General features: G+C 44.0%; 11 protein-coding genes. 6 read left to right on the plus strand and 5 right to left on the minus strand.

What is annotated here, in order from left to right; genetic code table 11:
* Positions 1–120 precede the first annotated feature (120 nt).
* A complete protein-coding gene (locus tag VF412_RS01010) occupies positions 121–624 on the plus strand; it encodes a hypothetical protein (protein WP_331337326.1) in 504 nt (167 codons plus the stop codon).
* A gap of 31 nt (positions 625–655) precedes the next feature.
* Here the strand turns inward: VF412_RS01010 and VF412_RS01015 are convergent, their stop codons facing one another.
* The 4 genes from VF412_RS01015 to VF412_RS01030 form a co-directional block, all read right to left on the minus strand.
* Positions 656–2,182 (minus strand): sigma-54 dependent transcriptional regulator, encoded by a 1,527-nt coding sequence (locus tag VF412_RS01015; RefSeq protein ID WP_331337327.1) that lies wholly within the window; start codon positions 2,180–2,182, stop codon positions 656–658.
* Entirely contained in the window at positions 2,175–4,058 is a 1,884-nt protein-coding gene (locus VF412_RS01020; RefSeq protein WP_331337328.1) for a CHASE2 domain-containing protein, read from the minus strand. Before VF412_RS01020 ends, VF412_RS01015 begins: the two co-directional genes overlap by 8 nt.
* A gap of 154 nt (positions 4,059–4,212) precedes the next feature.
* Entirely contained in the window at positions 4,213–5,535 is a 1,323-nt protein-coding gene (locus tag VF412_RS01025) for a radical SAM/SPASM domain-containing protein (protein ID WP_331337329.1), read from the minus strand.
* A 140-nt stretch (positions 5,536–5,675) separates the two neighbouring features.
* The gene (locus VF412_RS01030; RefSeq protein ID WP_331337330.1) at positions 5,676–7,631 is read right to left on the minus strand and encodes a hypothetical protein; all 1,956 of its coding nucleotides are present in this window, start codon (positions 7,629–7,631) and stop codon (positions 5,676–5,678) included.
* Between the two features lie 84 nt (positions 7,632–7,715).
* On the opposite strand from VF412_RS01030, the gene VF412_RS01035 reads away from it, so the two are divergent.
* Complete coding sequence (locus VF412_RS01035; protein WP_331337331.1) at positions 7,716–7,976, plus strand: 2Fe-2S iron-sulfur cluster binding domain-containing protein; 261 nt, start codon at positions 7,716–7,718, stop codon at positions 7,974–7,976.
* Between the two features lie 44 nt (positions 7,977–8,020).
* Positions 8,021–9,001, plus strand: coding sequence for an MBL fold metallo-hydrolase (locus tag VF412_RS01040; protein ID WP_331337332.1), 981 nt, complete (start codon positions 8,021–8,023; stop codon positions 8,999–9,001).
* On the opposite strand, the gene VF412_RS01045 is transcribed toward VF412_RS01040, so the two are convergent.
* Positions 8,998–11,262 (minus strand): PBP1A family penicillin-binding protein, encoded by a 2,265-nt coding sequence (locus VF412_RS01045; protein WP_331337333.1) that lies wholly within the window; start codon positions 11,260–11,262, stop codon positions 8,998–9,000. The two genes, VF412_RS01040 and VF412_RS01045, sit on opposite strands and share 4 nt — an antisense overlap.
* Positions 11,263–11,372: 110 nt before the next feature.
* Here VF412_RS01045 and VF412_RS01050 point away from each other — a divergent pair, with 110 nt between their 5' ends.
* The 3 genes from VF412_RS01050 to VF412_RS01060 all read left to right on the plus strand — a co-directional run bounded on the left by VF412_RS01050 (position 11,373) and on the right by VF412_RS01060 (position 14,232).
* A complete protein-coding gene (locus VF412_RS01050; protein ID WP_331337334.1) occupies positions 11,373–12,008 on the plus strand; it encodes a co-chaperone GroES in 636 nt (211 codons plus the stop codon).
* Positions 12,009–12,018: 10 nt separating this feature from the next.
* On the plus strand, positions 12,019–13,416 hold the full coding sequence (locus tag VF412_RS01055; protein WP_331337335.1) for a hypothetical protein: 1,398 nt from the start codon (positions 12,019–12,021) through the stop codon (positions 13,414–13,416).
* Positions 13,417–13,608: 192 nt separating this feature from the next.
* Positions 13,609–14,232: a hypothetical protein gene (locus VF412_RS01060; RefSeq protein ID WP_331337336.1), complete on the plus strand. Its 624-nt coding sequence runs from the start codon at positions 13,609–13,611 to the stop codon at positions 14,230–14,232.
* Positions 14,233–14,236: the final 4 nt, after the last annotated feature.

Below are 14,236 nucleotides of genomic sequence, written 5' to 3' on the forward strand. Positions count from 1 at the left end.
CGGACAGCAAATTTGAATTACAAAACTAGAGGCGCTGCGGAAAAATAAAAAATCACAAACAGTTTTTCTTGCAATTTCACTGAAGCCTCGCGGGACAATAGAATCTGCGAGGAATTTTCGATGAAACACTTTCTACAAGTCCTGTTATTGTCACTGACACTGTTACCGATGCAGAGCTTTGCAAAAGGTATTGCCTGTCAACCGAATCCCCACGACACACAGATGATGATTTCCTGGAATGAAAAAGAGATTATTCTAAAAGTCATCAATCCGATGGGATACAGCTACATGCCACAGATGGAGACGGTTGGACAAAGTTCGATCCCATTTTTGAAAATGCAAAGTGATGATTTGAAGGGACTCGGAGATTCTTACGAATATCACTGGCCTCGCGAGAAGTGCACAATTGGTTCACCGGATGAGTGGTTGATTTCCTGCCAGGGTTCTGTGAATGCCGTCGACCAGAAAAATAAAATTCCATCTTTAGGATTTACGACATCACGCTTGGACGAGACAACGTTGAACGGCAAGCAATCGACATTCCGTGCGCGCATGATATTCGATCAATCAAATATTTATTTTGTGACATTGCCGATTGCGACAGAATTCTGTTCAAGATTTTAAAAAGAAAAAGCCCGGGATCTCCGGGCTTTTTTTAGTTCGCGTAGTCTTTAGCGTTAATACCGTACTTTTCAATCTTCCGAAGAAGCGTCTTTTTAGGAATGTTCGCGTGAAGCGCTGTTTGGTTAATACGCCCACGGAACGTTTTCAAAGCCTTGATGATAAATTCCTTCTCGAAGGCTTCCTTCTGGGCATTGAAATCAAGACTTTCACCACCAGAATAAGGAACGATTTCATCACTATCTGAGTCATCTGAATCAGCACCCATATCAGCGTCGTCATCGTCACCTAATCCAGAGTGTGCAGTTGCTGCCGCAGAAACACCTGCAGAAGCCACTGTTGCAGCCGTTTCCATCACTGGCGGAACATCGATCAAGTTTGTACCTGTCGCAATCAATAAAGATTCTGGCAACGAAGCGATGGTGATGATGTTGCTCATCTCAAGAACGAAAGCGTGTTCGATCACGTTTTCAAGTTCACGAATGTTTCCTGGCCAAGAATGTTTTTTCAAAACAGCCATTGCGTCCGGAGCAATGCCATTGATGCGCTTGCCATGAGCTTGGTTGAACTTCTTAACAAAGATGTTCACCATGTGCTCCATATCATCTTTGCGCTCTGCCAAAGCAGGCAAGAATATAGGAACAACGTTCAAGCGATAGAACAAGTCTTCGCGGAAAGTCCCGGCTTTGATCATATCTTCCAAAGGACGGTTTGTGGCAGCGATGATACGAACGTTGGCTGGGAATTCACGGTTAGAACCAACAGGCGTAAACACTTTCTCTTGAAGAACACGCAAGATTTTAACTTGCATCAGTTGAGGCATATCGCCAACTTCGTCGAGGAACAAAGTGCCGCCTTCAGCGAATTGGAATTTACCGATCTTACGTTGATCAGCACCTGTGAAAGAACCTTTCTCGTGGCCGAACAATTCAGATTCGAAAAGATTTTCTGGAATAGCGGAGCAGTTGATTGCAACAAACTTTTCGTCTTTGCGAGCCGAGTTGAAATGGATCGCCTTTGCGACAAGCTCTTTACCCGTACCAGAAGCACCGCGAATCAAAACAGGAGTATCAACTTTTGCAAGACGGTGGATGATGTTGAACACCTTCTGCATTTGTGAAGTGTGGCCGATGATTTTGCGACCGGCTTCAACCATCACTGGGGCAGAAGCGGCGATGTTTGAAATTAAATTGTGAGCATTCACAGCTTTGTCGATCAAAGCAAGAAGATCATCAGAAGCGACAGGTTTAGCAAGATAGTTATAAGCACCATCTTTTACGGCCTGAATCGCATCGTTCAGATTCGCGTGAGCTGTCATGATGATAACAATGGTGCCCGGATTGAATTCTTTGATTTGGCGAAGAGCCTCGAGGCCGTTCATGCGAGGCATGTCGACATCAAGAATCACAAGGTCATAATTTTTATCACCCGCTTTGATTTTCTCCATCGCATTAACGCCATCGAAGGCTTCATCGATTTCAAAACGCTGCGTGACTGCGAGTGCGGATTTAACAGAAAGTCTTAGCCCCTGATCATCATCAACAACCAATACCTTAAGCATTCATACCCCCCTGCTCGATAGGCAGTTCTACCGTAAAAGTGGAACCATTTCCATCATTAGATTCCACAGATATGCTTCCCTTGTGGAGTTCTGTAAAATATTTAGCCAAGTAGAGCCCTAACCCCGAACCCTTAATAGGTGAACTCTTGGCATTTTTGCTTCTAAAAAATTTCATAAAGATATTAGGAAGCTCGTCGGCTGGAATGCCGGGCCCCTGGTCGGCAACTTGGATCACGACATGACTGTCCTTTTCCTCGCTGCTGACCATGATTTTCGTGTCTTCTGGAGAATACTTGATCGCATTCTCAACCAGATTTGAAAGAACCTGTTTCATAAGATCCGCATCCATTGGAATTGGGAACATCGGTTCCAACTCTGACACGATTTGAATGCGTTTCACTTTCGCCAGGAACTCATGCTTCCGAATGACTTCCTGAAGAATATTATTGATGTCTTTACTTTGAAGGTGAAGTTGCACTCCTTCACTTTCAATACGACCATAATTAAGAATCGCACTGATAAACTTTAAAAGATCATCGGAAGAATGTTTGATTGTATCAACAGCCTCACGCTGCTGAGAGCTTAAATGAACGGAAGAATCCGAAAGAATCACGTCCGTCATCCCTTGAATGCGCGCAATCGGCGTTTTCAAGTCATGGGACATCATCGAGATGAAGTTTGTCTTTAGTTCTTCAACTTGGCTTAAAAGTTTATTCTTTTGATAGTATTCCCAGCTGCGGCGGTTTTCGACGATCAGACGATATGGGATGAAGAAGTAATAGCACAGGAAGATCGCCAGCACGGGTGCCGCCATGGAGATCCAAAGACCGAAGGGCCAGAACGCCACATAACAAAGAACCGAGAAACCTAACAAAGTTTCACCCAGAAGTAAAAGCCCACGGGTTGGCTTCATGCTTAGGACCACGTGAATTGTCAGGATAGAAATCAAAAGGATCAGCGCTGCATTCAACCAGGTCGGAGCCATGCGCGGAGCTGAATTCAAAATCATTGTATCAAACATATTGGCGTGCATTTCAGCAGAAGGCATCGCCATGATATCTCGAGAATACGGAGTCAAAACATAGTCACGAGAGGTTTGCGCTGTATCCAATCCCACGATCACGATTTTATCGTGGAAAGCACCCATCGGAAGATTCGCATCTAAAACTTCAGCGAACGAATGACGAGGATATGTACCTGCCGGTCTGAAATCGATATAAGCCTGTTGAGAACCTGCAAATTCAAACTGACCACGGATTTTTTTAAGATCTAAAACTTCAGGATTGTAAGTACCAGCAACTTTCGCATGGAACAAAGGTTGATCTTGGTAAGAAACCAGCATGCGACGAGTGACGTTGTCTTTCGCAAAGATTTTTACGTCAGATGTTTTCGGAGCCGAAGCTACCGGAACTTTTTCGAACGGGTAAATTAAAGTCAGCGAATTTTCTTCGCCCTTTAAAGCCAGGTCGTTACTGACAACGTAAAGTCCAGGAATGTGAGACGCGATGTCAGCGAGCTTTTTCTTTTCCTCAAGAGTGCCCTTAAGCTCTTCAAGACGAATATCCAAGACGATGTAACGGGGAGCTTGAGTTTTTAATTTTTCAAGCAAATCCGCTAGCATCGGAGCTGTGATATCACTTTTTAATTTTTGAATGCTATTGGAATCAAGCAGAACAAGATCGATGTTGCCAGAAGTAGGTTGAGTCGCTCTTGTGCGGACGCGAAGGTCATAGAAGAAACCTTCGAGATAATCCAATTTGATCTGAGACAAAAAGAAAGCAATCACTGAAGCCAATAAGACTCGCAGTGCAATAAAGGCATAACGACGACGTTGCCCTGTTACGGTTTGCTCTTCAAGGGAGGGAGGAAGAGACATGCTTTCAGTTACCTCAATACGTTTGGTTGTTGAAGGAAACTAGGTTCCAGCTAGAGGAATGCAACCGTGAGGAGCGGCCTCTTTTACTTCCGTAGACTGAGTTTTCTTTGGAGCTACTTTCTTGATGTGTTTATTGTCTGTCATAAGCACCTTTCTACCCTCGGCTTCTTTCATAATATGAAAGCGTCAGGCTAATCAAATATCTAGTTCTTTCACAAAAACTCACATGCTTCTTATGCTTGTCGCCTGTGAGCGATTTATGGACAAAAAGACAACCGCCGCCGCACAGGTGTCGAGCCCAGCAGCTTTGGCAGTTATTTTTCTCAATCAATGGACTTTGCAACTTTTCAAGTGCAGCCATATTGAGATCTTGAGCTTCACCCAAGAGTTCGTTTTTCTTACCCACCTCAAGAGGGCAAGAGTAAAGCTTGTTATTAGAATCAAGGCTCAAAAGAGACTTGCCAGTTCCGCAGTAGTTCTCAGTTCTGATCTGTTGATCAAGAGCTCTGAAGTAGCCATCAAAGAGAGTGATCTTGCGAAGCTCTGCTTCACCACCACGAGCGTAAGCGATTTCTGCAACACGAGTCATTTCAGACATGAACTTGCGGTTGGCTTCAAAGTCTGACTCCGTCACGTCGAATGTGAATTCGTAAGCATCTGCATTGAATTCGCAGAAGAAGCGATACGCTTTTTCCACTTCAAGATTTTGGCGGCTGAAAACCGCATGCAAAAGAATACGACCCAAGTCGTTTTTACGAGAAAGAATTTTCTTAAGACCCGCAATTGTCGCTTTCGCGGAACCTTCGCCATTTTTTTGTGGACGAGCTAAATCATGAGTCTCGGCCGGTCCGTCGATGCTGACAGTGATCGAAGATTTGATTGAAGCCAGAAGCTCGATATTTTTATCGTTCACTAATGTCGCGTTGGTTATGACGTTGAAATCAGAGCGAAGATTTTTTTCTGCCGCTATGATGTTCACATAATCTGCGATCAACTTAATTGCTTCAGGGTAGAGCAAAGGTTCGCCACCCAAGAAGGTGATGTGGAAGGTTTCCCCCTTTTTAAGCTTATTCATGAAGTATTGAATTTGCGGCAAAGTCTTTTCTACGGAGATGCGCGCGATCGGATCTCCGTAAGTGCCATCCCCGCCAGCAGCGCAATAAGTGCAGTGCAAATTGCAGATTTGCGTGACGTTCAAAGTAAGACTGCGAATGCCGAATTTAAGGCTGCTTGTGCGGGCTTCTTGATTATGTTCTTGATTCCATGATTCAAGGGCTTCAAGAGCGCTTGCATCCACGCCAGCTTCGTAAGATTCCATATTCATCACGAAACCGTTGTCGAATGTTGTTGGGGCCATCGATGCCCAAGTTTCTTCAGAAACCTGAGCTACTTCCAGATTGCGAGCATGAAACGCCACCGGCAGGGAGTTCGTCCCTGTTTTAAAAGCGATGATGTCTTTGTGTCTGCGCAATTGCATTCTGGTACCCCTTCGTCACCAGCAGGGTAGATGTGCAAAGGATGGGCCATGAATTTTAGGGCTAAAAGTGGGCTAAACCCCAGAAAATTAAGGCTTTTCTGGGGTCAAAATGCACTTTTTACAGATTCGTCCAAAAGATCTTAGTGGACTTTGAACTCGCCGTTTTCATCTGTGTACAAGCGCAGGTCGAAAGAGCGATCTGTGATGACGCGCTGGATGTACATAAGGGATTTATAAAGTTCCTCTTGTTGGAAGTTTCCGAAGCGGAAAGAAATTGTATCAACACCCTTCGCAGAGAAAGTCATTTCATACGACATCAAAGTAGCACGGCGATCCGCTGGAATAAGAGAGACCAGGAAGCCACCCGCGTATTCTTGCCATAGCGGGAAGTCTTTCAAATTTTTGAAAGAGTTGTAGCGTACCTCGGCCTTTTCCTGAGTATTGAAAATGACTGCAAGTTGGCTCGCGATGTATCTGATGTCGCGGTCCCAACGATCCAGGCCTACTTCCTGATCAGCGTCACCATAAGGACTTGTCTCGTGAGGTGCTACCTTTGGATATCCACTTGCTTTGATGAAGTTATACAAGCGGGTGTAAGCCATTTGATAATCAAGCTTTGGTAAAGCATTGATCGTGTCTGGATGGAAGAAAATTTCATTTTTAAAGTAGCCATTCACGCGAGCGGCTCTAGAAAAGTCCCAGTGCTTCCAGTCGATCTTCGCGTATTCAGAAGCGGGAATTACTGATTTTACGTGCTCTTGAATTTGTTGAAAGTCATGCTTCGAAACGTTTTTCATTTTGATCTCACGACCTAACGTCATTGCTACAAAATCATGAATTCCCCACTGATCATCAGAAGAGAAAAGCATATTTGTCGAGATTGCTGATTCATCACCGAAAAGGCCGAAGATAACCTTTAGTTTTTTGGAGGATTGAAATGTATCAAGAATGTATTTCTGCTCTTTTTCATCACGATCCACATGCACAACTTTATTTTGTGCGTATGTCGAACCAGCTTCGAAACGAAGAACATTCAAACCGAATTTGAAGGAACTATCGGTGCTGATAGAGTCATTGGAGCCTTTGAAAATGCGGTCCACACGACGTTGCTCCGCTGGAAGATTATGATCTTCAGCTACGATATCTTCAACCTCTGAAAGGTCCGTTAAAACAGAGTCCTTAAGTTCTTGGCTGTTGCCGACAGGACTTACAAAAGCCAAATCTTTTACGCGCATTTTTTTGTGAACGAGATCATCGTAAGCCTGAGCTGCTTGTGGATTATCCAGATCGAAAACGTAATCCAACATGAACAACGCATTTGAATCTTTGCTTGCTCCAAGAGTCAGAGGATCAACGTTGATGAGGCTTTTGATTTTATTGTCGACGACTTTTAAACCAACGATTTTGAAGTTATCGAAAGAAAGACCTGCGTTGGCGCCAAGTCCTTTGCCGCGAATCGCGATCAATTTTAAGCGAAGTTTATTGTTCGGCATACGGAATGTGTGAATAAGGAATTCACCTGAAATATAAACGTGAGTAGAGCCTGTCGCAGCCCCAACCCCTGCGAGTGGAGCACTTGCATTCAATGAAAGAACCAAAGAAAGATTTCCCGTTAACGCAACGAAGTCACCTGGGTTCAAATTTTTAATAGCTTCGTGAGCAGACAAAGGCAGATTTTTCGGGCCATAAGGAAGAGCTGTCAAAGACTCAGATTGCTTTTTGAACTGGCGGGCAAAAATGATTTCTGAGGTGTTGTCGATGGAAAAGCCAAGAGGCAAATCGTTTCCGTTGATCAAATCGCCCGGGTTTGCGTTAAGATCGATGGTATATTGATCCAAGCGTGTATAATACCCGTCAACATAAGAAGGCTCAGACTGGATTTTGTATTTTATGGCTGCTGAAAGGCCGTCGAAAACCTCGGCATTGACAACATTAACGGTCCCGCCAATCTTCTGTTTTGCTATGATATTTTTCACCTTTTGAGCAACTTTTGCGGGCTCGAGGAAGTCCAATCCACCGGCTAAAGCTGATGCAGAAGTGCCCAAAATGAGCCCCGCAGACAATGACATGCCGATAAGTTGATTTTTAAACTTCATAAAATAGCCTCCAGAATATGCGTGAATATGATGCAATTGGGGTGCCTTACAGATACTCTGTTTCAAGAGGGCTGTTTCGAGTTTATGAAAATCAAATTTATCAACGCCGATAGAGAGACAGAAGTTGAAGCTGAGGAAGGACGAAGTCTTTTGGATATCGCTCTCATCGCTCGGGTGGATCCTCCATATTCCTGTCTTGAAGGAAGTTGTGGGACTTGTCGTGCTTTCATTGAAGTGGGTGAGACGACCGAGGACTCTTCAGAGTCTCGAGTGGTGCGTACTTGTCAGGCAATACCTAGGTCTGATTTTATCGTCGTAAATTACGATAAAACGGAGGCCGAATAATATGTGTTTGTATCATGTTTTTTCGCTGTTATCCTGCAAGCTCTATGTCATTCGCAGTTAAATTCTGGGGCGTTCGGGGATCACTTCCTTCTGCTCCTACACCGATGGAATGGACCTATCATATAGAAGGAGTTATTCGAAACTTCTTCTCGCAGGGTTATCGCGATCTTTCTCAAGTTTCTAAGTATATTCAGGCAAGTGACGTTGCCCTTGTTGGCGGATACGGAACTGCTACAACATGCGTGGAAGTGAAAAGCGGAAAATCTCAAATTCTTATCGATGGCGGCAGTGGTATCAGAACTTTTTCTGAAGCTTTGATGAGAGGAAATGCAGGACCTGCTAAAGGTCCTTTCCATATTTTCATGACCCACTTCCATTGGGACCATGTGATTGGTCTGCCATTTTTTACGCCACATTTTATTCCTGGGACTGAAATTCATTACTATGCAGTTCAGTCAAATCTTGAAGAGATGATTCGTGGAATTTTCAAGAAACCTTACTTTCCAATTCCATTTGAAGGTTTGAAAGCTAAGATTCATTTCCATGTTCTAGAGCCTCGCAAAACTATCAACGTGGGTGATTTCTCGATCACTCCATTTCAGCTCGATCATCCAGATCCTTGTTGGGGTTATAAAGTTGAAGCTGGTGGAAAAACTTATGCTCACTGTGTGGATACCGAGGGAACTCGTGTGACACCGGAAGAGCTAGGGCCGGATCTTCCTTTATATCAGAATATCGATTTGATGTATTTCGATGCGCAATACACGTTGCCTGAGTTGGCTGAAAAAGCAAACTGGGGACACAGTGCCGCTCAAGTAGGCTTAGAGATCGCTTTGCGCGAAGGAATTCCGCAAGTTTTATTTGCCCATCATGATCCCGGCGCTCGCACTGAACATGTGATGGAATTAAAACGCCAAACTCGCGAATACTATGAATCCTTGACGGCTCAAGCTGCGGAAAATAGCGAGCCGATCAAGGAAATAAAGTGGGATTTCGCACACGAAGGCCTTGAGATCAAACTCTAAGGTTCGGTTCCTTTTCTAAATATCAACTCAACTGTTTTTGGATCTGTCGGAGTTTGCAACGCATTTAGAGCTCCGAGAGTTTTTTCGTCCAAAGTGACTTTCACTGTGCCTTCCGGCCAAGGGAAATCATCTGGCGGATAGCGCGTGCCGATTTGTTTCATGAAGCTGATCCATACTGGCAAAGCTCCACTTGTTCCTGTCAAGCGATGAGGGATATTGTTATCGTAACCAACCCAGACAACAGTTGTCAGATACGGAGTAAAACCTCCGAACCACGCATCTTTATTGTCACTGGTTGTACCTGTTTTACCTGCGGCAGGATTTAAGAAACCACTTGTTGTCACTGCGCGGGCCGTTCCCGAAATAACGGTTTGCTTCATCATGCTGACAAGGCTTGAAACAGTTGCAGGGTCCTCAACTTGTTCTGGTTTTGGATCGTAAACGAAAATTTCGGCATTGTCTGAATTCAAGACTTTGCGAATGAATGAAATGTTGGATTTGCGACCCAAGGAAGCCAAGGTCATGTAGCTTTGCAAAACTTCTTTCGGATACATCTCAAATGCACCCAAAGTGACCGATGGGAATGTTTTAAGTTCTGATTCCACTCCCATTTTGTGAGCGATATCGACGATATTTCCCAATCCTACAGAAATACCCAATGAAGCTGTTGCTGCATTCAAAGAGTTTTTCAAAGCATAGAACATCGGAACCGTTCCGAAATATTTGTGGCCGTAATTATCCGGAGACCAAGACTGACCTTCGTACTTCGTTGTGAACTTTTCGTCTTTTACCAAAGTAATCGGAGTATACGGTTTTCCTTCAGGTGTGTCGTTCATCAAAGCCGTCAAATAAACGAAGGGCTTCATGATAGAGCCCACTTGGCGATGGCCGTCGACGGCGCGATTGAACTGAGTCATGCGGTAATTACGACCGCCGACTGCAACTTTTACGAGACCGGTTTTGTTGTCCCCGACAAGAACGCTACCTTCGATGCTGTTACCTTTGTCTTTAAGGCTTTTGATGTACTTGTTTTCTTTTTCTAGACGAGAAAGATGATCACGCAGGGATTCTTGAGCGACTTGTTGGGCCTCAAGGTCTAAAGCCGTGTAGATTTTCATTCCCTCAGGCGACATTTTCATCGCATCCATTTGTTTGCGAACGGCGTCTAAATAGTAAGGTGCCGTTTCAGTGGCCAATGTCACTGGAGCACTTGGGAGTGGAACGCGATCGGCTTCGTTCATTTGTTCGGCAGAAATAAATTGAAGTTCCTGCATTTTTTGAAGAACAAGATGCCTACGGCGTTCAGCATTCACTGGTTTTTTGAATGGATTGTAAAGCCCCGGGCTATTGACGATGGCAGCAAGTAAAGAACACTCACTTAAGTTCATGTCACTAACATCTTTGTCGAAATAATAGCGAGAGGCTGCGCCATAACCACGGATTTGGAAAGATCCATTTTGGCCCATATAAATGATGTTCAAATAAGTTTCCAAGATTTCGTCTTTGCTGAATCGTGATTCAAGCAGGATCGACATCACGAACTCTTGAAATTTTCTTTTCAAAGTGCGTTCACTTGTGAGGAAGTAGTTTTTCACCAACTGTTGAGTGATGGTACTTCCTCCTTGGGCCGTGCGTCCATGAGTGAGATTTTTTAGGAGGGCACGGAAGATGCCTTTGTAACTGACTCCTCCATGTTCAAGGAATTGTGAATCTTCGATGGACATGACCGCGTTCGAGCACATCGGAGGAATCTCACCCAATGTCACTGTCTTCTGCATTAAAGGTTCATTGCCAATATATTGGGCAAGAAGGGGGGCCTCACCTGTGAGGGAAGGAACTTCGTGGAAAGGAGCACCGACGAACACTTGTGAAATCAGATTATCCTTTTGCAATACCAAAACTTGAATAGAGTTATCAATCTGGCTTGTGGACACATCTTGATTCACCCAACCGAAGCATTGCTGTTGATCGTCGTTCAAAGGAACTTGCAATCGAGCACTGCATTCTTCACGAGTTGCAATAAAATAATCGCCTGGAAGCAAACGTTGATCGTAATTACGACGGCGATAACCTTCTTTCACGAATTGTGACTCGAGATTTTCGATCTTGACCAGAGTGCGTGCTGTGAAAGTAGGCGGAGCTGCATAGTACTCCGTCGGAATTAAGAACTTTTTTGACTCTAGTTTTTGAGTCATCTCTTTTTCAAGAGAGAAGTAAGAATAGACGCCAATCCCAAGCCCCGCGATGATTACAAGCGTCACAAGGATTGTAAAACAAATTAAAATAGTCTTTAATCGTGGTCGCAACATACATGTAGCGTAGTACGAAACTCTGTTCGAGTCGATGATGAAAATTCCAGAGTTCGATTTGAGTGAAAGGAACGTTTGTGGCTAAGAAGAAATCTTCTGCTAAGCAAACCAAAAAGGCTAAAGCCGCTCCGAAAAAGAAAACCGTAACAAAGAAAGCAACTCCCAAAAAAGCAGTTAAAAAAACTGTTGCGAAAAAAGCCGCAGTTAAGAAAGCAGCGAAGCCCGTTGCCGCAAAAAAGGCTGTTGCGAAAACTTCTGCAAAGAAATCTTCAGCTAAAGCTTCACCAAAAAAAGCGATGAAGGCCCCTGCTACGAAGAAGTCTGCTCCTGTTAAGGCAGCAACTCCTGCGAAGCAGCACTTGCTGAAGTCTTCTGAGCCAACGAAAGTTTTGGATTTGAGTGATTTTGTAACGCCGTTAGATGATCGTTTGATCATTCAACTTTCCGGCGCCGAAAAAATGACCGCAGGTGGTTTGTATATCCCTGATACGGTAGCAGACACTTCGGGCAATCTTCAAGGTGTTGTTGTTTCTGTAGGTCGTGGTCACGTCAGCAAAAAAGGCCATCTTCGTCCTATGGACGTACAACTCGGAGACAAAGTTGTTTTCTCTGAGTACGCAGGTTCTAAAATCAAAATTCAAAATGAAGACCTCATTATCATTCGCGAAGGCGACGTGATGGGCGTGGTAGCTAAATAAAGGGAAAACAATGTTGAACGCAAAATGGATCAAATTTTTGGGTCTTTCCATTGCCATGGTATCCTCCACTGCTGGAGCGATGTCTTTGGACTGGAGCGGTGGTTACCGTACTGAATGGACAGAGATTGATAAACCTTCTTTGGGAACTCCAACTGACAGAAAAGCTTATGGCTTGAATGAGTTGTACTTGAGCCCAAAAATCATCGCTGCCGATGGTATTAACATCACATCTCGCTTTGATGTTTTCAGCAACACACTTTATCCAAACTCTCAATTGGGTATGATTTGGGGTTTAAATGACAATTCGTCAGCAGCAACTTCAAACAATGATGGCAGTGCTTCAATTCGTGTAAATCAATTGTATCTTACTGTGAATCAAGAGTTCGGTGCTTTGATGGTGGGTCGTGTTCCATTGGAATTCGGTCTTGGCATAAACTACAGCGCAGGTCGTGGCATGTTCGATCACTGGTTTGATACTCGTGATCTAGTGGCGTACAAAATTGTCGTGGGTGACTGGTTCTTGATGCCAATGTTGGGTCGCATGCAGTCCCAAGGTTTTGGCCAAGGGAACTCAATCAGCACAGCGGCAGTTCAACTTCAATATGAAAACACCGAAAATAAATCTTTGATCGGTGTTTTTATGGAGCAAAGAAAAGGTGCGGCTAATAACTCGGTTCTGGGCTACACAGCTGACCAGATCTCTGCTTACGGCGGTGATCATGTTGGAACTGACTTGAATGAGACATCAACTGGCTTCGTTTTGGGACGTGGTTGGGATTCTTTTGGTTTCAAACTGGAAGCTGCATTTCTTCAAGGTGAAACAGGTCTTGTGACGACTGCAAATGATGATGTTCGTTTGACCGGATATGGTATCGCTGCTGAATTGTACTTCCCTCGTGCCGAATCTAAATGGGACTGGGTTGTCAAATTAGGTATGGCAACAGGTGATGACGCCAACTCTACAAACTTTGGCGGTTATGCTTTCAATAAAAACTATGACGTTGCGATGTTGATGTTTAATCATCGACTCGGTCAAAAAGATTTCTTCCAAACAAACACAGTTAAAGATTCAACGAATTTGAGCGTTGGAAATTCAGCGGACGATGAAAGTATCAGCAATGCTTTCTATCTTGCACCGACTGTGACTTATGCATGGAATGACAGGTTTGATTTGAAGAACACGCTGGTTTATGCGCAATTGTTGAACACCGTGCAAAATTCTGTTGATGCGAAAAAAGATTTAGGCCTAGAATGGGATATCTCTCTGATTTACAAACCAAGTGAACGCATTCAGTGGTTGAATCAGGTGGGATTGTTGTTCCCGGGTCAAGCATGGAAGAACGGTAACGACAACTTGAGTAATGATTTTACATTTGGTTTAGCGACTAAAGCCGCCATCAGCTTTTGATAACAGCTTGATTGCAACTTGTACGACAACTTGATGACTTAATTTTACATCTTGTTTGGTGGTGAGCAGGGCCCGGGGAGTGACAGTAATGTTGCTCCCCGGGATTTTTTTTATCAAAATATCCTCATGAGACTCCTTTTTCTGATCCCTTTATTAGCTTTTCTATCCGGTTGCATTCACAAAAGGCCAAAAGTGAGTGGAATAAATCGTACTTATAATATGACTGTGGTGCCTTTGACAGAGGATCGCTGGATCGTGAAGTACGATGGCGGAGGAAAAATTCAGTTCAGCCCCGATGGAAAAGGTGATTTGATCTTTCAACCTCAGACAGCGTCGACATCGGCCCAAACTTTTGCCGCCCTTTTGTTGTTGAAAGACACAATTCAAAAGCCTTTAAAAAATTATGCCGTAAAAATTGAAGTAACGACGGAAAAGCAGCTTCGCTCGTCAACTCCGAATGATTGGGAAGTGTTCTGGTTCTTCGGAAACTATCAACAAGGTGCTGGTAAAGAAAAAACCGCGAACTATTTTATCTTAAAGCCAAACTCGGGCGCTGAATTAGGTCGCGTCTATCAAGAGATCGGTCAGCAATTCTTAAAAACAGATGAAGCTGTTCCGTTGAAAATTGGCGAGCGCGCCACTTTCATCATTGTAAAGGAACAAGATCATTTTCAAGTGTATAAGAATGGGGAAGAGATCATTGATTATCGTGGTAGGCAAATGCCAGAGTCTCTTTATGACCAGGCCGGTGCTTTAGGTCTTTATACGGAGGATGCGGTTGTGCGTGTGCACTCCTTTGCCTACCAAGCATTATAAGGAG

The organism is Bdellovibrio sp. (assembly GCF_036384735.1).
Lineage (GTDB): Bacteria > Bdellovibrionota > Bdellovibrionia > Bdellovibrionales > Bdellovibrionaceae > Bdellovibrio.

What these genes read in the sequence shown, in the direction of transcription:
- VF412_RS01020 (WP_331337328.1), bottom strand. Translation starts at nt 4,058, where the DNA reads ATGTCTCTTCCTCCCTCCCTTGAAGAGCAAACCGTAACAGGGCAACGT.
- VF412_RS01015 (WP_331337327.1), bottom strand. Translation starts at nt 2,182, where the DNA reads ATGCTTAAGGTATTGGTTGTTGATGATGATCAGGGGCTAAGACTTTCT.
- VF412_RS01030 (WP_331337330.1), bottom strand. Translation starts at nt 7,631, where the DNA reads ATGAAGTTTAAAAATCAACTTATCGGCATGTCATTGTCTGCGGGGCTC.
- VF412_RS01035 (WP_331337331.1), top strand. Translation starts at nt 7,716, where the DNA reads ATGAAAATCAAATTTATCAACGCCGATAGAGAGACAGAAGTTGAAGCT.
- VF412_RS01055 (WP_331337335.1), top strand. Translation starts at nt 12,019, where the DNA reads ATGTTGAACGCAAAATGGATCAAATTTTTGGGTCTTTCCATTGCCATG.
- VF412_RS01040 (WP_331337332.1), top strand. Translation starts at nt 8,021, where the DNA reads ATGTCATTCGCAGTTAAATTCTGGGGCGTTCGGGGATCACTTCCTTCT.
- VF412_RS01010 (WP_331337326.1), top strand. Translation starts at nt 121, where the DNA reads ATGAAACACTTTCTACAAGTCCTGTTATTGTCACTGACACTGTTACCG.
- VF412_RS01025 (WP_331337329.1), bottom strand. Translation starts at nt 5,535, where the DNA reads ATGCAATTGCGCAGACACAAAGACATCATCGCTTTTAAAACAGGGACG.